At 40.8% G+C, this 21,277-nt stretch carries 19 protein-coding genes; 6 read left to right on the forward strand and 13 right to left on the reverse strand.

Features of this window, described 5'->3' with window-relative positions; genetic code table 11:
- Positions 1-168 precede the first annotated feature (168 nt).
- The 5 genes from NE535_RS13525 to mioC form a co-directional block, all read right to left on the reverse strand.
- Positions 169-1,047 carry a ParB/RepB/Spo0J family partition protein gene (locus NE535_RS13525; RefSeq protein WP_261299152.1) on the reverse strand — a complete coding sequence of 293 codons (879 nt, stop codon included), beginning with the start codon at positions 1,045-1,047 and terminating at the stop codon, positions 169-171.
- Positions 1,048-1,057: 10 nt separating this feature from the next.
- The gene (locus NE535_RS13530; RefSeq protein ID WP_261299153.1) at positions 1,058-1,846 is read right to left on the reverse strand and encodes a ParA family protein; all 789 of its coding nucleotides are present in this window, start codon (positions 1,844-1,846) and stop codon (positions 1,058-1,060) included.
- Between the two features lie 57 nt (positions 1,847-1,903).
- A complete protein-coding gene (rsmG, locus tag NE535_RS13535; protein WP_261299154.1) occupies positions 1,904-2,524 on the reverse strand; it encodes a 16S rRNA (guanine(527)-N(7))-methyltransferase RsmG in 621 nt (206 codons plus the stop codon).
- 113 nt (positions 2,525-2,637) lie between these two features.
- The gene (gene mnmG, locus NE535_RS13540; protein WP_261299155.1) at positions 2,638-4,527 is read right to left on the reverse strand and encodes a tRNA uridine-5-carboxymethylaminomethyl(34) synthesis enzyme MnmG; all 1,890 of its coding nucleotides are present in this window, start codon (positions 4,525-4,527) and stop codon (positions 2,638-2,640) included.
- A gap of 508 nt (positions 4,528-5,035) precedes the next feature.
- A complete protein-coding gene (mioC, locus tag NE535_RS13545) occupies positions 5,036-5,479 on the reverse strand; it encodes an FMN-binding protein MioC (RefSeq protein WP_261299156.1) in 444 nt (147 codons plus the stop codon).
- A 124-nt stretch (positions 5,480-5,603) separates the two neighbouring features.
- Between mioC and NE535_RS13550 the strand changes: the two genes are divergently transcribed.
- Complete coding sequence (locus tag NE535_RS13550) at positions 5,604-6,965, forward strand: alanine/glycine:cation symporter family protein (protein ID WP_261299157.1); 1,362 nt, start codon at positions 5,604-5,606, stop codon at positions 6,963-6,965.
- Between the two features lie 128 nt (positions 6,966-7,093).
- Here NE535_RS13550 and fghA read toward each other — a convergent pair whose 3' ends face one another.
- Both fghA and NE535_RS13560 read right to left on the reverse strand, forming a co-directional pair.
- Entirely contained in the window at positions 7,094-7,936 is an 843-nt protein-coding gene (gene fghA, locus NE535_RS13555; RefSeq protein WP_261299158.1) for an S-formylglutathione hydrolase, read from the reverse strand.
- A gap of 77 nt (positions 7,937-8,013) precedes the next feature.
- Complete coding sequence (locus NE535_RS13560) at positions 8,014-9,144, reverse strand: S-(hydroxymethyl)glutathione dehydrogenase/class III alcohol dehydrogenase (RefSeq protein ID WP_261299159.1); 1,131 nt, start codon at positions 9,142-9,144, stop codon at positions 8,014-8,016.
- Between the two features lie 142 nt (positions 9,145-9,286).
- Between NE535_RS13560 and NE535_RS13565 the strand changes: the two genes are divergently transcribed.
- Positions 9,287-10,156: a LysR substrate-binding domain-containing protein gene (locus NE535_RS13565; protein WP_261299160.1), complete on the forward strand. Its 870-nt coding sequence runs from the start codon at positions 9,287-9,289 to the stop codon at positions 10,154-10,156.
- A gap of 42 nt (positions 10,157-10,198) precedes the next feature.
- Here the strand turns inward: NE535_RS13565 and NE535_RS13570 are convergent, their stop codons facing one another.
- From NE535_RS13570 to rpmH, 6 genes are all read right to left on the reverse strand, one after another.
- Positions 10,199-10,810 carry a 3'-5' exonuclease gene (locus NE535_RS13570; RefSeq protein WP_261299161.1) on the reverse strand — a complete coding sequence of 204 codons (612 nt, stop codon included), beginning with the start codon at positions 10,808-10,810 and terminating at the stop codon, positions 10,199-10,201.
- Between the two features lie 7 nt (positions 10,811-10,817).
- Positions 10,818-12,179 (reverse strand): tRNA uridine-5-carboxymethylaminomethyl(34) synthesis GTPase MnmE, encoded by a 1,362-nt coding sequence (gene mnmE / locus NE535_RS13575; RefSeq protein ID WP_261299162.1) that lies wholly within the window; start codon positions 12,177-12,179, stop codon positions 10,818-10,820.
- Between the two features lie 91 nt (positions 12,180-12,270).
- Positions 12,271-13,902, reverse strand: coding sequence for a membrane protein insertase YidC (yidC, locus tag NE535_RS13580; RefSeq protein ID WP_261299163.1), 1,632 nt, complete (start codon positions 13,900-13,902; stop codon positions 12,271-12,273).
- 3 nt (positions 13,903-13,905) lie between these two features.
- On the reverse strand, positions 13,906-14,160 hold the full coding sequence (yidD, locus tag NE535_RS13585; protein WP_261299164.1) for a membrane protein insertion efficiency factor YidD: 255 nt from the start codon (positions 14,158-14,160) through the stop codon (positions 13,906-13,908).
- Entirely contained in the window at positions 14,127-14,483 is a 357-nt protein-coding gene (gene rnpA / locus NE535_RS13590) for a ribonuclease P protein component (RefSeq protein WP_188843242.1), read from the reverse strand. Before rnpA ends, yidD begins: the two co-directional genes overlap by 34 nt.
- A 15-nt stretch (positions 14,484-14,498) precedes the next feature.
- The gene (rpmH, locus tag NE535_RS13595; protein ID WP_011070423.1) at positions 14,499-14,636 is read right to left on the reverse strand and encodes a 50S ribosomal protein L34; all 138 of its coding nucleotides are present in this window, start codon (positions 14,634-14,636) and stop codon (positions 14,499-14,501) included.
- Between the two features lie 446 nt (positions 14,637-15,082).
- Between rpmH and dnaA the strand changes: the two genes are divergently transcribed.
- The 4 genes from dnaA to gyrB all read left to right on the forward strand — a co-directional run bounded on the left by dnaA (position 15,083) and on the right by gyrB (position 21,202).
- Positions 15,083-16,471, forward strand: a complete 1,389-nt coding sequence (gene dnaA / locus NE535_RS13600; RefSeq protein WP_188843244.1) for a chromosomal replication initiator protein DnaA — start codon at positions 15,083-15,085, stop codon at positions 16,469-16,471.
- A gap of 19 nt (positions 16,472-16,490) precedes the next feature.
- The gene (gene dnaN, locus NE535_RS13605) at positions 16,491-17,591 is read left to right on the forward strand and encodes a DNA polymerase III subunit beta (RefSeq protein ID WP_261299165.1); all 1,101 of its coding nucleotides are present in this window, start codon (positions 16,491-16,493) and stop codon (positions 17,589-17,591) included.
- Positions 17,592-17,686: 95 nt separating this feature from the next.
- Entirely contained in the window at positions 17,687-18,769 is a 1,083-nt protein-coding gene (recF, locus tag NE535_RS13610; protein ID WP_261299166.1) for a DNA replication/repair protein RecF, read from the forward strand.
- Between the two features lie 15 nt (positions 18,770-18,784).
- The gene (gene gyrB / locus NE535_RS13615; RefSeq protein WP_261299167.1) at positions 18,785-21,202 is read left to right on the forward strand and encodes a DNA topoisomerase (ATP-hydrolyzing) subunit B; all 2,418 of its coding nucleotides are present in this window, start codon (positions 18,785-18,787) and stop codon (positions 21,200-21,202) included.
- The last annotated feature ends 75 nt before the right edge of the window (positions 21,203-21,277 follow it).

Raw genomic sequence — 21,277 nt, forward strand, 5'->3', positions numbered from 1 at the left:
CCCAGCCTTAACTTACAAAAAGCCTGCAAAGTATACCTTTTCGCGCTTTGTTTGCAACTTTGATGAGTGTAAAACAGCTATTTTAAAGGTGATTTGCGTCTAGAACTGCGAAAACAAAAATTATAGCTGTGTCACAAACTTACTGATGAAATGAAATTTTGTTAAAATTTAGTGAATTTTATTCAGAATACCGTCTAATTCAGCGAGGTTTTGGTAATTAATTACAATTTTCCCTTTGCCTTTAGCGCCATGATTAATGGCAACTTTAGCCCCTAATTTCTCAATTAACTGTTGCTCCAAGCGGCTTACATCGTGATCTTTAGTTGGAGTTTCAGGGGTTTTAGCCGGATTTAATGCTTTACTGACTAATCGTTCCGTTTCTCGAACAGTCATTTCTTTTGATGCAACTAATCTAGCCAGATTAGTTTGCTCATCACCTTCAATAGCCAACAATGCCCGCGCATGTCCCATATCAATATCACCATATTCTAATAAACGTTTTACGGGCTCATTTAAGCTATTTAAACGTAATAAATTAGAGACTGATGCACGTGATTTACCGACTGCATCGGCAACTTGTTGATGGGTTAACTCAAACTCGGTTAATAGCCGCTGTAATGCAATCGCTTCTTCCATTGCATTAAGATCTTCACGTTGAATATTTTCAATCAAGGCGATTGCCACTGCAGCATCATCGGCAACTTGTTTAACCAAACAAGGTACTTTATTTAGTTTAGCAAGTTGAGCTGCTCGCCAACGACGTTCGCCAGCAATAATTTCATATTTAAACTCTGATACTTTTCGCACAACAATTGGTTGAATAATCCCCTGTGAGCGAATTGATTCAGCTAATTCTTCTAATGCCTCTGGTGACATATCCTTACGCGGTTGATATTTGCCAGGTTGCAATAGGTCTAAGTCGAGATGAATTAACTCATTGTCAGTTGTATTTTCAGGTTGCTGAATATCAGATTTTCGACTTGCTGCATTGCTATGGCTCAGTAAGGCATCCAGTCCTTTACCTAAACCGCGTTTTTTTACCGTCATTATTTAAATCCTACGCTTCTTTAATGGGTGTTTGCTGTTCTGCGCGGCGAATAATTTCACCCGCTAAAGCCAAATATGCCTTTGCGCCGGCACTGCTTTTATCATAATACATGGCAGGTGCACCAAAACTTGGCGCTTCAGCTAAACGAATATTTCTTGGGATCACGGTGCGATATACTTTCTCACCAAAATGCTGTTTTAATTGATCCGATACATCATTTGATAATCGATTACGCGGATCATACATGGTGCGTAAGATCCCTTCGATTGTTAGCGTTGGATTAACCATAGCGCCCAGTTTGGTTATTGTATCAATCAAGGCTGTAAGACCTTCCAATGCATAATATTCACATTGCATAGGCACGAGTACAGAATCAGCTGCGGACATGGCATTTACCGTCAGCATGTTTAGTGAAGGTGGGCAATCAATGAAAATATAATCGTATTGATCTCTGATTGGGGCCAATGCGTTACGTAAACGGATCTCACGGGCATAGAATTCCATCAATTTGATCTCTGCGGCAGTAACATCACCATTGCCAGCAATCAGATCATATTTACCCGCAGTATTTTTGATCACTATCTCTTCGAACGGTTTTTCTTCAACCAATAATTCATAGGCGGTATTTTCGACTTCGTATTTATCTACACCACTGCCCATAGTGGCATTGCCTTGTGGATCTAAATCAATCAACAACACTTTACGCTTAGTGGCGGCAAGTGATGCGGCTAAATTTACGCAAGTTGTTGTTTTTCCTACGCCACCTTTTTGGTTGGCTACGGCAATGATTTTACCCACAATGTCATCCTGTTTATAATTATTGATGTCCGGTATACGTATATCTGCTAGTGAGTATTACACTTTTACCAATTTTAATAAATGTCGCTGTTCATCAAGCTTTGGTACTTCTAAGGTGATGGTATCAACAAGTTTAAACTCTGCTGGTATCGCGGCTATTTCAGCAGCAGTTAACTGACCTTTTAAGGCATAAAATAAACCATTTTCTTTAGGTAAGTGGTGACACCAATTCAACATGTCAGCAATAGATGCGAATGCTCTACTTAATACACCATCAAATTTTTGTTCGGGTTGATAAGCTTCAACCCGACTTTCTATCGAGGTAAAGTTATGAATTTTTAATTCAAACTGCACCTGTTTTTGAAAACGGATCCGTTTACCTAAACTGTCTAGTAATACAAATTCTTTATCAGGATTTAAAATAGCTAATGGAATACCTGGTAATCCAGGACCCGTGCCAACATCAATAAAACGCTGACCTTCAAGATAAGGTGATACGACCAAACTGTCCATCACATGACGGATTAACATTTGTTCAGGTGAGCGAACTGAGGTTAAATTGTACGCTTTATTCCATTTGTTAAGCATTTCAACAAAGCCAACAAGTTGTTTTTGCTGTAATTCAGTTGCTGAAATTTCCATTTCAGCTAAATAATCACTAAGTTGAGCAGCTAACACAGATAATGCCTCTTTAATTTAAACCAATAAGCTTCGGTATTATGAAGCCGTAAAAGCACTAAGGGAAGCCTTATGGCTCCCCTTATTATTGAGTTTGATCAGTTTGTTTGATTTTATGCCGTTTTTCTTAATAAACCGCGTTTTTTCAAATGGACTAACAAAATTGAGATCGCAGCAGGTGTAATACCCGAAATGCGAGACGCTTGGCCAACGGTATCAGGTTTATGGTTATTCAACTTAGCGATCACTTCATTTGATAACCCTGGGACTTCTTGGTAATCGAGATCCAAAGGTAGTAATGAGTTCTCATGACGAATGGCTTTATCCACTTCATCCTGTTGACGTTGAATATAACCAGAATATTTAACTTGAATTTGCACCTGTTCAGCCGCACGTGGATCCTCTAATCCAGGGCCAAAACCTGCTAAAGACATTAATTTTGGATAATCCATTTCAGGACGACGCAGCAAATCTTCAAATTTAGCTTCCCGTGATATTGGAGTATTTAAATGTGGATTTAATACGTCAAGCAACGGTGAATTTGGGTGAACCCATTGGCTGCGTAATCGTTGTAGTTCTAATTCGATCGACTCACGTTTTTCAGAGAATTTAGCCCAACGTTCGTCATCAACCAAACCCAGTTCACGACCTTTTTCAGTCAAACGTAAATCGGCATTGTCTTCACGTAATAATAAACGATATTCGGCACGACTAGTGAACATTCTGTACGGTTCTTTGGTACCTAAAGTTGATAAATCATCAACTAAAACACCAAGATAAGCCTCATCACGACGTGGACACCAGCTGTCTTTACCTTGCACTTGTAAGCTTGCGTTCATTCCCGCAAGTAATCCTTGTGCACCTGCTTCTTCATAACCGGTTGTGCCATTGATTTGCCCTGCAAAAAACAACCCATTTATCGCTTTGGTTTCTAATGAGTTTTTAAGATCTCGTGGATCAAAATAATCATATTCAATGGCATATCCTGGGCGAACGATCTCGGCATTTTCCATACCCTTGATCGAACGAACTAGATTCAACTGAACATCAAACGGTAAACTGGTCGAAATACCGTTTGGATAAATTTCGTTGGTTGTTAATCCTTCTGGCTCAATAAATATTTGATGAGAGGATTTGTCTGCAAAACGATGGATTTTGTCTTCAATTGACGGACAGTATCTAGGACCGATTCCTTCAATAACACCAGAATACATCGGACTTCTGTCTAAACCTCCACGAATAATATCGTGGGTTTTTTCGTTAGTATGAGTGATGTAACAGGAAATTTGTTTTGGATGTTGACTGACATCGCCCAAAAATGACATTACCGGCAATGGTGTATCGCCTTTTTGCTCTGTCATTTGGTCAAAATCGATGGTATTAGCATCAATACGTGGCGGGGTACCTGTTTTTAATCGGCCAACACGTATTGGTAATTCACGTAAGCGATTTGCTAATGCGATAGCCGGTGGATCACCAGCTCGACCGCCGCTGTAATTTTGTAATCCAATGTGAATTTTACCGCTTAAAAATGTTCCGGTCGTTAATACTACAGCTGGGGCCTCAAATGCTAATCCCATTTGGGTAACAACACCAATAACTTTATTATTTTCAACAACTAAGTCATCTACTGCCTGTTGAAATATACGTAAGTTAACTTGGTTTTGAAGAATTTGTTGTATTTTTTGTCGATATAAAGCGCGATCAGCTTGAGCGCGAGTGGCTCGCACCGCTGGGCCTTTGCTTGAATTTAATGTTCTAAATTGAATGCCAGCGTAGTCAGTTGCAATAGCCATTGAGCCGCCTAGGGCGTCAATTTCTTTAACTAAATGACCTTTACCGATCCCACCAATGGCTGGATTACAGGACATTTGTCCTAAAGTATCGATATTGTGTGTCAGCAATAAAGTTTTAGATCCCATTCTTGCTGCAGCAAGTGCCGCTTCAGTTCCGGCATGACCACCACCTACAACAATTACATCAAACCGTTCATGAAAATGCATCTTGGACCTACGTTAGCTAATTTTATTTATTAAAAAATAAATGGAGTAAAAAGATTATTCAGTTTGAGTCGAGGATCAGCCGAGTTCAAATTGAGCGGATCATTTTAGCATTTGCAGGGCTGATCATGAAAGATCATTTTTGCTTGTTTGATCCAAAGTGGCTTGAGTAAAAGATCTTAAGATCTTTATATAGATCTTCTTATTATGTTTACTATTAGGATCGTCAATATCTGTGGGTAACGCTAATTTACATTAATTATTATAGCGTTATACGATCCTAATCCTGTGATCAGTTCGCGATCAAACCAGATATAACATGTGGGTAGATCGCATGGTTATCCACAGGGGGGATCTTAATCTAGATCGGGTGGTGAACAATACAGAGTTATGATCGCATAAAATAATAGCTTATCCACAACGTTATAAATAAAAATGACATTTTGTGGATAAACTGGATCTAAAGTGTGGGTTAATGATCTTTTATCACTAAAGTTATTCTAGGCTTGATCTATATGATCTGCTCTTGCCATTCAGATAACCATGATAAAGCGGGCTCTTCAGGAATGGGATCGCGTTGTACATCAATTTGGATCTTATCCACAAATGCCTTTGCTCCCGCAGCTTCAAAGAGGGATATTAATTTTTCAGGCCCTTGGCAGAATGTATCATAACTGGAATCACCTATTGCACATAAAGCGAACTGATGCAGGCTGAGATCGGGATTTTCAAGCATCAATTGTTTGTAAAAAGGCTGAATATTATCGGGTAAATCGCCTGCTCCATGGGTCGAACAGACTAAGATCCACAGCGGATATTCTGCTAGTTCAGTCAAAATAGGGTCTAACATTACGCTTGTTTGATGACCTTTTGCCTCTAATTGGGCGGCAAGATCGTCAGCGATATACTCAGTTCCCCCCAATGTTGTGCCTACTAATAACGCTATATTTGCCATTCTTACTCCGAATATGTTGAAGATATTGAATTATTTTGCCCTATCAGGACTAACTTTTCATTGCACCTTTTGGTAGGACTCAGTACTTTTAGTTTAATCCGCTTACAATTTAGTAACATTATTTATGACTTTAGTTGAATTTACTCAGCAACTTGCCGATATGGCTTGGGGCCCACATATGCTTATTCTACTTGTGGGTGGCGGAATATTCTTCCTGATTTACTCTCGTTTTGTGCCTTTTCGTTATATTGGTCACGCGATTAATATTGTGCGGGGTAAATATCCTGATGATGGTGCCGAAGGTCACATTAGTCATGCTGGGGCATTATCGAGTGCTATGGCTGGCACCGTGGGGATGGGCAACATAGGCAGTGTGGCTGTGGCGATAATGGTGGGTGGTCCAGGTGCTATTTTTTGGATGTGGATTAGTGCAATAGTGGGTATGGCTACTAAGTTTTTTACCTGTACTTTAGCTATTATGTACCGTGGAAAAGATGAAAATGGTGATGTACAGGGTGGGCCTATGTACATTATTACCCAAGGATTATCTAAAAAATGGCACTTTTTGGCAGTATTCTTTTGTGTCGTAGGCCTAGTCGGTAATTTTCCTTTATTTAACTCAAATCAATTAGTGCAGATTATTCGCGAATGGCTGATCGTGAAGCCGGGTTATTTTCCGGCAGATCAATCTACGTTTATTGTGGATCTGGGGTTAGGGATCATCGTGATGCTGATTGTCGCGAGTGTGATTTTAGGTGGGATCAAACGCATTGCTACCGTGGCATCAAAAGTGGTGCCATTGATGATCTTCATTTATATGAGTTGTGCTTTTTATGTTATCGCGACCAATTTAGCTGATATACCTGGTTACTTTTCCCTTATTTTTACTGAAGCATTTTCACTAAACTCGGTTGGTGGTGGGATTTTAGGCACCATGTTAATTGGCATTCGTCGTGCTGCATTTTCAAATGAAGCGGGTATAGGCACTGAGGTGATGGCCCATGGTTGTGCCAAAACCAATGAACCAGTTAAAGAAGGTTTAGTGGCAATGCTTGGCCCTGCAATTGACACTTTAATGGTGTGTACCGCCACGGCAATGATTATTTTGATATCAGGTGTTTGGCAGGGGACTGAGGCGGAAGGGGTTAATTTATCGGCTCAGGCATTCAGTGTCACTATGCCGGGCGTTGGCCCTTATTTACTGATCCTGTGCGTGGTATTTTTCAGTATCAGCACCATTTTTACCCAGGCTTTTTATGGCGGGCAATGTTTCGCATTTTTGTTTGGTCGCAGTAAAATTCGATATTATCAATATTTTTATTTATCGGCCATTTTGTTTGCTGCTACCGCGAGTTTACAGGAAATCGTTAATATCATAGATGCTGCCTATGCCTTAATGGCGATCCCAACCATGACGTCAGCTATTTTATTAGCACCTAAAGTCCGAGAAGCTTCTAAGAAGTACTTCGCTAAATTAGCGAGTTAAAATTAACTAATAAACTGAATTTAATAAAATAGATAACAAAAATGGAGTACCTACAGAGAATATAGTAGGTACTCCATTTTTATGTTCGGTCATAATACAACTTCGCTTATTGCCCAATTCTGCTTTTATTACTTTATTAAGTGTTTTGCGTGAAAACGTAAATGATCTTCAATAAAACTACTGATAAAGAAGTAACTATGATCGTATCCTTCCTGCATGCGCAATATCAGCGGGTATTGCTGTACTTTAGCGGCTTCAATTAAGCTTTCTGGTTTTAGTTGTTCAACTAAAAAGTTATCGTCGCTGCCTTGATCCACCAGCATAGGTATTTTTACTGTCGCGTTTTTCATTAGCTCACTACTATCGTACTGAGCCCAGCTTGTTTGATCTGATCCTAAATAACCGTTAAAGGCTTTTTGTCCCCAAGGGCAATTAATGGGGTTACAAATAGGGCTATATGCTGAAATAGATTGATATGCTTGTGGGTTTTTAAGGCCTATTGTTATTGCGCCGTGCCCGCCCATAGAGTGACCGCTAACACTGCGCTGTTGAGATACTGGAAAGTGTTGTTCAATTAATATTGGCAGCTCTTTCACTATATAATCGTACATTTGATAGTGGGTATTAAAGGGCGCTTGGGTGGCATTAAGGTAAAACCCAGCACCTAAACCAAAGTCATAAGCTCCGTTTTCATCATCAGGTACATTATCCCCACGTGGACTGGTGTCGGGTGCGACAATGGCTATTCCTAGCTCAGCCGCCACTCGTTGAATTCCTGATTTTTGCATCACATTTTCGTCGGTGCAGGTGAGGCCTGATAACCAATATAGCACAGGTACTTTTTGTGATGCTGCTTGTGGTGGCAGGTAAATAGCAAAACGCATTGGGCAATTTACCGTTTCTGAATAATGGCTATATTGTTTTAACCAGCCGCCGAACATTTTATTACTACTAGTGTTTTCTAAAGTCATTTGATTGGTCACTTTTTATAAAAATGCCCTTAGCTTAACGTTAAGGGCATGATATTTATTGAATACGGCAATAAGATTTACTGATCAAAGTGAATGACACTGCGGATACTTTCGCCGCTGTGCATCAGATCAAAAGCATCGTTAATGCCTTCAAGACCCATAGTGTGGGTAATAAAATGATCAAGCTTAAATTCACCATTTAAGTATTGCTCAACAATACCTGGTAACTGGCTACGGCCTTTTACGCCACCAAATGCACTGCCTTTCCATACTCGGCCTGTCACTAATTGGAATGGACGGGTGGAGATTTCTTGGCCTGCACCTGCTACGCCTATGATAATAGATTCGCCCCAACCTTTATGACAACATTCTAAAGCACTGCGCATGACGTTGACATTACCGATACATTCGAATGAAAAGTCTACGCCGCCATCAGTCATTTCAACAATCACTTCTTGAATAGGCTTATCAAAGTTTTTTGGGTTAATACAATCTGTCGCACCCAGTTTTTTGGCTAATTCAAATTTAGATTCGTTTAAATCAATGCCAATAATACGTGATGCACCCGCCATAGTGGCACCAATAATGGCTGATAAACCAATACCACCTAGGCCGAAGATTGCCACTGTATCGCCTTTTTGGACTTTAGCTGTGTTTAATACCGCGCCCATACCGGTTGTTACCCCACAACCGAGTAAACACACTTCTTTAAGTGGTGCTTCTTTATTGACTTTAGCTAATGAAATTTCCGGTAATACAGTGTATTCAGAGAAGGTTGAACACCCCATATAATGGAAAATAGGCTGCCCATCTTTATAAAAACGCGTTGTGCCATCGGGCATTAAGCCTTTGCCTTGGGTTTCACGAACAGCACTACACAAGTTGGTTTTACCTGAAGTACAGAATTTACATTTGCCACACTCAGCTGTGTAAAGTGGAATAACATGATCACCGACTTGAACACTGGTGACACCTTCGCCGACCATCTCGACTATTCCGCCACCTTCATGACCTAAAATGGCAGGGAAAACACCTTCTGGATCATCGCCTGATAAGGTAAATGCATCAGTGTGACAAACACCCGAAGCGATAATTTTTACCATGACTTCACCGGATTTTGGGTACATTACGTCGACTTCTTCAACCGATAATGGCTGTCCTGGTCCCCAAGCAATTGCTGCCTTAGATTTGATAAATTGTGCTGACATTGTGTTTGTCCTTTTACGTGAACCATTAAAAGAGGAGCAACTCAGTTTAGATGGGATTCTGTAGATGATAGATCTATTGTATTTATTTTATATCAGTTGATAATAGCCTATAGATGTAATTTACTTTTACGAGATAGTAATAATGTTGCCATGGGAAGGGGTTTATGAATTTGTCGCGGTAGCTGAAACTGACAGCTTTACTGCAGCAGGTAAACGTTTAGCTATTTCGACCGCACAAGTCAGTCGCCAAATTAGTCATATTGAAAACAGATTAAGCACAAAATTGTTTTATCGCACCACCCGTAAAGTATCACTAACTGAAGAAGGGCAAATATTTTATCGCCATTGCAGACAAGTGATAGATGGCCTTGAAGAGGCTGAAAGGGCTATTAGTAGTTTACAAAATAAACCCCAAGGGCAAATTAAGCTAACCGCACCAGTTACCTATGGTGAGTCATTTGTTATGCCCATAGTGACCGACTATATGCAACAGTACTCAGATGTTGAAGTGATTTGTGAGTTAACTAATCGGCAGTTAGATTTAGTGGAAGGGGGTTTTGATTTAGCGATTAGATTAGGTCGCTTAACAGATTCGAGCATGATGGCAAAGCGCTTAACCAGTCGTGAGCAGTTTGTTTGCGCTGCCCCAGAATACATAAATCGTTTCGGTGCGCCTTATTCATTATCAGAGTTAGCTCAACACAATTGTTTGGTTGGCTCGCAGCCGCACTGGCATTTTAATGAACAGGGTCAAGCTAGAAGTATTAAAGTGCAGGGCAATTTACAGTGCAGTAGTGGCATTAGTTTACTTAATGCCGCCATTAAAGGTTTAGGGATTGTACAACTGCCAGGTTACTACGTGGCTGATGCTATAAAAGAGGGCAAGCTTTCAGTTATTTTAGAATCGTATAAACCGCAGCAAGAGGGGATTTGGGCTTTGTATCCTCACAATCGGCATCTATCGCCCAAAGTGAGGTTACTGGTAGATAAGCTCGCTGCTGAATTGCCTTAACGAACCTTTTAGTGGGTTATTTTAACTGTGATAAGTTTGCCGTTATAAAGATAGTAAGTAACGGCTTACTTGAGCTTTAGAGCGCTTTGATATTTGATTAATCAATTCAAAAGTGATTGCCTTATTGGGCAATTGTTGTTGCAACAGTGCCAATTGATGATTCCATAAATGCGCTGTCATCGTCGCATCGGCTAATGCTCGGTGAAACACGCCATCATTAGGCAGCTGATGATATTCAACTAAGGTGCCTAATTTATGATTGGGGGCATCTTGGTTAATACGACGCGACAGTAATAATGAACAGGCAAAATGACCACTATACGAATGATTGATTCGCTTAAACTCGGCATCTAAAAACTTCTTATCGAAGCTGGTGTTATGGGCGACCAAGTTAAAACCTTGGCAAAAATCAGCAAAGCGTTGCATAACAATTTCGCAAGATTCAGCCTCTGCCAACATCGCATTACTAATGCCTGTATAGCTTTCAATAAAGCTATTTACTCGACGACCTGGGTTCATTAATGCTTGAAAGCTGTCAACAATTTCACCATCAACGATTTTTACCGCACCAATTTCTATTGCACGGTCTCCCATATCGGGTGATAAGCCTGTTGTTTCAAAATCGAGAACAATTGCGGTATTAGCAAGTTGCATAAAGTCGCTATTTCCCGATACAAAATGAGCTAAAAATTTTACCCAGTAGATCATCAGAGGTGAATTTACCGGTAATTTCAGATAACGCCATTTGGCACATGCGTAGCTCTTCAGCCAATAACTCACCGGCTAAATATACTTCTAATTGCTCTTTACCCAACATTAAGTGGCTTTCAGCTAGGTCTAAGGCTTCTAAATGACGGCGACGGGCAATAAAGCCACCTTCAAGGTTACTTTGGTAGCCCATTAGTGACTTTAAATGCTGTTTTAACTCTTCAACACCTAGGCCTGTTTTGGCTGATATACGGTAAACATCATAACCTTTTTCTTCTGACATGGTTAACGGCTCGCCGGTCAAGTCTGCTTTATTGCGGATAACCGTAATACCGAGTTTTGGTGGTAAACGGTCGATAAAATCGGGCCAAATATCATGCGGGTTTACGGCGTCGGTTGTGGTGCCATCCACCATAAATAACACTCTGTCAGCGGTGGCTATTTCAGCCCAAGCGCGTTCAATGCCTATTTGTTCTACGGTATCTGTCGTGTCGCGCAATCCGGCTGTATCAATAATATGTAACGGCATTCCATCTAGGTGGATATGCTCTCGTAATACATCACGGGTTGTCCCGGCTATTTCGGTAACGATGGCAGATTCTTTACCTGCTAAGGCATTTAATAAACTCGATTTACCTGCGTTAGGGCGGCCTGCGATAACCACTTTCATGCCTTCACGAATAATTGAGCCTTGTTTGGCGCTGGCCTGAACATGGGTTAACTTATCTATGATGTTATACAGGGCATTGGCTATTTTACCGTCCGATAAAAAGTCGACTTCTTCATCCGGAAAATCAATTGCGGCTTCAACATACAAACGCAGGTTAGTTACTTGGTCGACTAATTCATGCACTTCTTTTGAAAACTCACCTTGGAGTGATTGCAATGCACTTTTGGCAGCCTGTTCACTGGTGGCATCAATTAAGTCGGCAATAGCTTCTGCTTGAGTCAGATCAAGTTTGTCATTTAAAAAGGCCTGCTCACTGAACTCGCCTGGTTTAGCAATACGAATACCGTCTACTTCCATCACACGTTTGATCAGCATATCAAGCACTATTTGGCCACCATGGCCTTGTAGTTCGAGTACATCTTCGCCGGTAAACGAATTTGGGCCTTTGAAAAATAGTGCAATACCCTGGTCGATAACCTGACCGTCGCTACTATTAAAATCACAATATTCGGCATATCGGGTTTTCGGTACATGACCAATAATGGCCATCGCCACATTACTGGCTAAATCACCTGATACACGAATGATGCCTACTCCTCCACGACCGGGTGCGGTAGCTTGTGCCACAATAGTATCTGTTGTCACGGTTATTTCCTGCTAAATCATTAATTGAAAAGGCGGCCAATTAAGCCGCCTTTTAATGTAACTACACAATGAGTTGTTTATTGAGCTTGGCTTATTTTAAGCCTTTTTTCTCAAGTCCGGCATAAATAATCTTCTGCTGGGTAATAGCAACTAAGTTACCGACTAACCAGTAAAGTACTAGACCTGCAGGGAACCATAGGAAGAACACGGTAAAGATAACCGGCATCCACTGCATCATTTTCACTTGCATTGGGTCCATGGTTGGTGCCATTGGTTGCATTTTCTGCATTAACCACATAGACACACCCATCAATAATGGTAATACGTAGTATGGATCTTGCACTGATAAGTCGTTAATCCATAGCATGAATGGCGCATGACGCAATTCATAGCTTTCTAGTAATACCCAGTATAATGCGATGAAGATAGGCATTTGTAACAAGATAGGTAAGCAGCCACCCATAGGGTTCACTTTCTCTTTCTTGTACAGTTCCATCATGGCTTGACCCATTTTCTGACGGTCATCACCAAAACGCTCTTTCATGTCAGCTAATTTAGGCTGCAAGTTACGCATTTTAGCCATAGAGGTGTACTGCGCTTTAGTTAGCGGGTACAGCAGTCCACGTACTGTTAGGGTAATTAGAATAATCGCCACACCCCAGTTACCCACAAAGGATTGATAGAACATCAATAACCAGTGAATAGGGATGGCTAACCACCAAAGAAAACCGTAATCAACTACTAAGTTTAGTGACTCAGAGATAGCGGTTAAGGCTTCTTGATCTTTAGGACCTACATAAAATTGAGCAGAAAGCGTTTGTTCAGCACCCGGAGCTATATCATAAATAGCACCACGGAAACCGATATTAGCTAAACCACCAGCACTTAAACTAGAGAAAATGGTGTTTTGATCATTCGCTGGCGGCACCCAAGCTGAAACAAAGTAGTGCTGTAGCATTGCTGCCCAACCACCTAATGTTTTCTTGTCTAGGTTTTTGTCAGCCATATCTTCAAAGCTGTACTTTTCATAACGAGTATCAGCGGTTGAAAACGCTGCACCACGGTATGTTGGCATCATCATGCTGCTTTCGCTTTCTTTAATACTATGCTTGATTTGGCCATACATTTGTACTTGCAGTGATTCTGCTGATGTATTGTTAATGCGATAATCAACATCAACATTGAACTTACCGCGATGAAGGATAAACACCTTGTTATATGTCACACCATTGTCAGCAACAAATGATAATGGTACTTCAACAGTGTCTTGGCCATCTGCTAGAGTATATTGCTGTGATTGGCTTGAATAATGCGCACGACCTTTAGCACTGCTATCGATACCGTTGCGACCGATTAAACCACTTTGGGCGATATAATAAATATCATTTGTTTGCTCAAGCAGCACAAATGATTCTTCTTCATCGATTTTGACTTTATGTCCAACCAATGCAGAGTAAACAATATCACCACCGACAGGATCGATTTTTAATACTAATTGGTCTGTGGTAACAGTAATGAGTTCTTTTGATGCGGTTACAGCTTCAGGAAGAGAAGCATCAGCATCAGCATCAGGTACATCAGATAGTTGCGCATTCGTTGAAGCGGCAACTGATGAGGTTTGAGTAGCAACCGGTTGTGGTGCTTTATCTGTTTGCCATTGTTGCCACATTAAAAAGCTGACAAACAGCAGACCGATTAGCAATATATTGCGTTGAGATTCCATAGCCTATTTATTACACCTGTCATTTTTGGGTGGGACGGGATCACTTCCGCCGGGATGTAAAGGGTGACATTTTAATATGCGTTTGATTGCAAACCAACTACCTTTTGCCGTTCCATGTATTTTTATTGCATCAATAGCATAATGTGAACATGTTGGATTGAATCGACAACGCGGTCCAATCATAGGGCTAATAATGAGTTGATAGCCACGAATTAACGTGGTTGCTAGCCATTGTAGCGGCGACTGAGTTTGCGCCATAGCTTTTCTATTAATTTGTGTAGTTCTGCATTTTCCATTTCCATCACGCCATTTCTGACTAATACCACGATATCTATGTTGGGAATGTCGTGTTGATGTAAACGAAAACTGTCCCTTATCACACGTTTGATTCGGTTGCGTTGATTAGCACGTTTAACAAAACGTTTTGCAACAGTTAAACCAATACGAGGATGTTGCTCTGAATTCGGAACGGCGAGCAGGGTTATTTCAGCAGAGGATGCTTTGATTGGATTGGAGAATACAGATTTAAATTGCGCGGGAGTTAAGAGTCTTAACTCCCGCGTAAAGGTATAGCTAGTCACCTAGTTATCTACTTATTAAGCAGATAAACGAGCGCGACCTTTCGCACGACGACGTGCAAGCACCTTACGGCCGCCTGCAGTGGCCATACGAGCGCGGAAGCCGTGAGAACGCTTGCGCTTCAGGTTGCTAGGTTGAAAAGTACGTTTACTCATGATGGCAATCCGTCTTTGTTAGTGAATTTGCCTTAGCTCCAACATTAGAGGTAAGGGTAAAAAAGAGGCCGAATTGTAATCACTTTAACCCTCAGCGTCAACAGCCAAAATGGTTATATGATAAATTTCTGCCAATATTTCTTTGCTGAATTTAGCTAAAAAGCACCATAGAGTGTGGATAACTCTGTGTACCAACACAATATCTAGTGGTTTTAAAACAATGAAAACAGATCAAAGGTCGCGCATTATAGATCAATCCGGATCGGTTAATAAAGCGGGATTTGCATCATTTTTACAGAAATTAGATCGAGTTTGATCTTTAATGATCGAAGATATCCACATACAATGATCGCGTTGGGGATAAATATTAGATTAACGATAGCGATCCTTGTGATCTCGCTATAGAATACATCTCCTTTTGTTAAGCTATTTTGGGGAAGATATAAGTGGCGGTTTCACTTTGGCAACAATGTATCGGTAGACTGCAAGACGAATTATCGGCTCAGCAGTTCAGTATGTGGATCCGTCCGTTACAAGCTGAAATGGATGGTGATACGTTAGTCCTTTACGCTCCAAACCGATTTGTATTGGATTGGGTACGTGATAAATACATCAATATCATTAATCAATTCTTTACTGAGCAAATGGGCAGTAATGCACCTAAGTTGCGTTTTGATATTGGTAGTCGTCCTTCTGCCCGTCAAACACCTGTTGTGTCTGCACCTGTTTATGCTAAACCCAGTGGTCAACAGACTAAGGCTCGTGTGGGGACTAGCTTTAATACCCAGGCTGAACCGATAGCAAATGCTAATCATCGTAGTAATATCAACCCAACGTATCAGTTTGATAACTTTGTAGAAGGTAAATCAAACCAGTTAGGTAAAGCTGCGGCGTTGCAAGTTTCTGAAAACCCTGGTGGCGCTTATAATCCGTTGTTTTTATACGGTGGGACCGGTTTAGGTAAAACCCACCTTTTACATGCAGTGGGTAATGGCATTATTAAAAATAATCCCAATGCAAAAGTGGTTTATATGCATTCTGAGCGTTTTGTTCAGGATATGGTTAAAGCGCTGCAAAACAATGCTATCGAAGAATTTAAACGCTATTACCGTAGTGTTGACGCATTGTTTATCGATGATATTCAGTTTTTTGCCAATAAAGATCGCTCTCAAGAAGAATTTTTCCATACCTTTAATGCATTATTAGAAGGTAATCATCAGATCATCTTAACCTCAGACCGTTATCCAAAAGAGATCGACGGCGTGGAAGATCGCTTAAAATCACGTTTCGGTTGGGGATTAACAGTGGCGATTGAGCCACCAGAATTAGAAACCCGTGTGGCTATTTTGATGCGTAAAGCGCAAGAAAGCGGCATTAACCTTCCTGATGAAGTGGCATTCTTTATTGCTAAGCGTTTGCGCTCGAACGTGCGTGAATTAGAAGGCGCGTTAAACCGCGTTATTGCCAATGCTAACTTTACTGGTAGACCAATTACCATTGATTTTGTTCGAGAAGCCTTACGTGATCTCTTGGCACTTCAAGAAAAATTAGTCACTATAGACAATATTCAGAAAACCGTTGCTGAATATTACAAAATAAAAATGGCAGATATGCTGTCTAAACGTCGCTCGCGCAGTGTGGCAAGACCTAGACAAGTGGCGATGGCGTTATCTAAAGAACTAACCAACCAAAGCTTACCTGAAATTGGTGATGCATTTGGTGGTCGTGACCATACAACTGTGCTTCATGCCTGTCGTAAGATTGCGCAGTTGCGTGAAGAAAGTCATGATATTAAAGAAGATTATGCTAACTTAATTAGAACGCTCTCTTCTTAATTCAGGGAATACTGACACAATGAAATTTTCAATTGATAGGGATGCACTGCTAAAGCCATTGCAATTGGTTTGTGGTGCCGTGGAACGTAGGCACAACTTACCCATTCTTGCCAATTTACTTGTAGAAGTTAGTGAAGACTCACTTAAGCTAACAGGTACAGATTTAGAAGTGGAACTTGTTGGTCAAGCTGCTATTCATGGTGACGTTATCACCGGGCGGACTACCGTTCCTGCTAAAAAACTATTAGATATCGTAAAGTCATTGCCGGATTCTTCTGAACTGCATATCGAACAACAGGATAATAAATGGTTACTGCTTTCTGGTCGTAGCCGTTTTTCATTGGCAACTTTGCCTGCTGAAGATTATCCGAATGTTGAAGCGTTTCAAGCTGATATTGAATTTAGCTTAAAGCAGGGCGTATTGAAATCGATCATCGATTCCACTCAATTTTCGATGGCCAACCAAGATGTGCGTTACTACCTGAATGGCTTGCTATTTGAAACTGAGGGTAATGTTTTACGCTCGATTGCTACAGATGGTCACCGTCTAGCATTAAGTCATCGTAAGGTTGAACAAACATTGCCTGAAAAACAGGTAATTGTACCGCGTAAAGGTGTGGTTGAAATGTCGCGCCTATTAGACAGTGAAGATCAAGATATCACTATCAGCATAGGTGATAATGCCATTCGTGCTGTGACAGCCAATGCCGTGTTCACCAGTAAGTTAGTTGATGGACGTTTTCCTGATTATCGCCGTGTATTACCAAAAGGTGGCAATAAAATTGTTATTGCTAGCCGTAACCAATTGAAACAGGCTTTAACTCGAGCCTCGATCCTTTCGAACGAAAAATTCCGTGGAGTGCGAATTCAGCTTGAACCGGGTTTATTAAAAATTACCGCAAATAACCCAGAACAAGAAGAAGCTGAAGAAATTATTGATGTTGATTACGACTCAGATAATTTAGAAATTGGTTTCAACGTGAGTTATTTGTTGGATGTCTTAAATAACCTCGCCAGTGATGAAGTACGTATTACTTTAATAGACGGTAATTCAAGTGCGTTAATTGAAAATCATTTAGAAGAAGACTCTATGTATGTTGTGATGCCTATGCGTCTTTAAGCGCATTGTGGTAGTCTAACTCATATCATTAACAAGGTGCTTAAGGCACCTTGTTTTGTCTTTTATTCTAGCCATTTATTTATCTACAGGTCTGCATGAGTCTTAGCCGTTTAACCATTAGTTCATTTCGTAATATTTTGTCTGCTAACCTTAGTACTGGCAGTGGATTGAACTTGATTTATGGTCAAAATGGCAGTGGCAAAACCAGTATTTTAGAAGCGATTTTCTTTTTGGGAATGGGGCGTTCATTTCGCAGTCATTTGTCGCAACGCGTAATTAATACCGATGCTGATAATTTAATGTTATTTGCTCAACTTGAAGATGATGAATCACAAACCAAAATTGGTTTACGACGCCATCGCAGTGGTGAGATTGAAGTTAAAATAAATGGTGACAAAGTCAAAAAACTTTCGGTATTAGCTGAAACCTTACCTATACAGGTCATCACCCCCGAAAGCTTTTCATTATTGTTTGAAGGTCCTAAAGCCAGGCGACAATTTATTGATTGGGGCGCATTTCATTCTGACCCACAATTTTATCAAGCTTGGGTCAATACTCGGCGCATTTTAAAGCAAAGAAATCAACTCCTTAGAAATCAAGCAAGCTATTCGCAAATACAGTTTTGGGATAAGGAATTGGTGCGGTATGCTGAACAGGTCACTGATATACGAAATCACTATGTAGACTCGTTAAATGCGCTACTAAAGAGTATAATAAGTGAGTTTTTACCTCAGGTTAATATCAATGTTTCTTTTACCCGAGGATGGGATAGTAAAACGGACTTTTCGCAGTTACTTGAAAACCAATATCCTAGAGATTTAGCCACCGGACATACCTTAAGCGGCCCGCATAAAGCGGATTTACGGTTAAGGGTAGGTACTTTACCTGCGCAGGACGCGTTATCCCGGGGGCAATTAAAATTATTAGTCTGTGCACTGCGTATTGCACAGGGAAAGTTGCTCAAACAACAGCTAAATAAAAACAGTATTTATTTGGTAGACGATTTACCGTCAGAGTTGGATGCACAGCATAGGCAACTATTGTTGAAACAATTAACAGAAACCGGCGCACAAATTTTTGTCACCGCTATCGAGCCTTCAGCAATAGTCGATTCGTTAACAAGCCCTCCCGACAGGATGTTTCATGTGGAACATGGGCAAGTAACGGTTATTGAATAACAACGAGAGAGAAATATGTCAGAGAATAGTTACGATTCTTCGAGTATTAAGGTTTTAAAAGGCCTTGATGCAGTACGTAAGCGCCCTGGTATGTATATTGGTGATACCGATGACGGTACAGGCCTTCACCACATGGTATTCGAAGTCGTCGATAACTCTATCGATGAAGCGTTAGCCGGCCATTGTAGTGATATCACTATCACCATTCATTCAGATGGTTCTGTTTCAGTAAAAGATGACGGCCGCGGTATTCCGGTTTCTATTCATGAAGAAGAAGGCGTCTCTGCTGCAGAAGTTATTATGACTGTACTGCATGCTGGTGGTAAGTTTGATGATAACTCTTATAAAGTATCTGGCGGCTTACACGGTGTGGGTGTATCGGTTGTAAACGCATTATCAGAAAAATTACAGTTAACCATTCGTCGTGCTGGTAAGGTTTATGAGCAGTTTTATACTCATGGTGTACCTGACGAACCTATCAAAGAAATTGGCGATGCCGTTAAAACCGGTACAGAAATCCGTTTTTGGCCAAGTAGCCTAACCTTCACCGATGTTGAGTTTCACTTTGATATTTTAGCTAAGCGTGTTCGTGAGCTATCTTTCTTAAACTCAGGAGTAGGCATTCGCCTTGTTGATGAACGCGACAATAAAGATGAGTTCTTCAAATATGAAGGCGGTATCAGTGCATTCGTAAATTACTTGAACCGCAATAAAACCCCAATCAATAAAGATGTATTCCATTTTTCTCAAGAGCGTGAAGACGGTATTACCGTTGAAGTTGCAATGCAGTGGAATGACGGTTATCAAGAAAGTATTTTCTGTTTTACCAATAACATTCCTCAGCGTGATGGTGGTACCCACTTAGCCGGTTTCCGTGGTGCGTTAACCCGTAACTTGAACAACTATATGGAGCGCGAAGGCTTCAATAAAAAAGGTAAAACAAGTGCAACAGGTGATGATGCTCGCGAAGGCTTAACTGCGGTTATTTCTGTTAAAGTGCCTGATCCTAAATTTAGCTCGCAAACCAAAGATAAATTGGTGTCTAGCGAAGTGAAAAGCGCAGTTGAACAAACAATGGGTGAGCAATTAAATGACTACCTATTAGAAAATCCTGTTGATGCTAAATTGATTGTGGGTAAGATTGTTGATGCAGCTCGTGCACGTGAAGCCGCACGTAAAGCTCGTGAAATGACCCGCCGTAAAGGCGCATTAGATTTAGGTGGTTTACCAGGTAAGCTTGCCGATTGCCAAGAGAAAGACCCTGGTCTTTCTGAAATATACATAGTGGAAGGTGACTCTGCTGGCGGCTCAGCCAAGCAGGGGCGTAATCGTAAAAACCAAGCAATTCTTCCGCTTAAAGGTAAAATTCTTAACGTAGAAAAAGCGCGTTTTGATAAAATGTTGTCATCACAAGAAGTGGCGACGCTAATTACCGCATTAGGTTGTGGTATTGGCCGTGATGAATACAATCCAGATAAAACTCGTTATCATAATATCGTTATCATGACCGATGCTGACGTCGACGGCTCGCACATTCGTACTTTGCTGTTGACCTTCTTCTTCCGTCAAATGCCTGAGCTTATTGAACGTGGTTACGTGTATATTGCACAGCCACCGTTATATAAAGTGAAAAAGGGCAAACAGGAACAGTATTTAAAAGATGAGTTAGCACTAACTGAATACTTAACAACTCAAGCGCTAGATGGTACACATGTCTACCCAAGCCAAGGTGCACCTGGAATGAGTGGTGAGCCGTTAGAGCGTTTAGTGAGTCAGTATCGTGATGTTGAGAAAATTGTCAGTCGTTTAGAAAAACGTTTCCCAACCAATATAACTAACCGCATGCTTTACCATCCAGAAATTACATTAGCTACGCTTGCTGATGAAGGTGCGATGAATACCTGGTGTAACGCGTTTATCGCAGATCTTGTCGATCTAGAAAACAGCGGTGTGATCTATTCATCAGAAGTGATTTTAGATCCTGAGCGTAAAGTGTATACCCCAAACATCACTATCCGTAAGCACGGTATTGATACTAACTATTTATTTGGTTATGACTTCTTCACTTCTACTGACTATCAGCGTATTGCTAAGTTAGGTGCGGCACTAGACGGTATGATTGAAGAGGGTGGTTATGTACAACGTGGTGAACGTTTAAAAGAAGTTGATACTTTCTTAGAAGCGTTAGATTGGACCGTAAGTGAAGCGAAACGTGGCTTATATATCCAGCGTTATAAAGGATTGGGTGAGATGAACCCTGAGCAATTATGGGAAACCACCATGGATCCTGAGTCTCGTCGTATGTTACGCGTGACGATTGAGGATGCTGTTGCTGCAGACCAACTCTTTACTTGTTTAATGGGTGATCAAGTTGAACCGCGCCGTGAGTTTATCGAAACCAACGCGTTAAACGTGGCTAACCTAGACGTGTAATATTGACGTTAATATCATAAATGGGTGCTATTTAGCACCCATTTTTATTACAGGATGCTATGGTTATATTTGGGT

Origin of the sequence: Shewanella holmiensis (genome assembly GCF_025370255.1) — a bacterium.
GTDB lineage: Bacteria > Pseudomonadota > Gammaproteobacteria > Enterobacterales > Shewanellaceae > Shewanella > Shewanella holmiensis.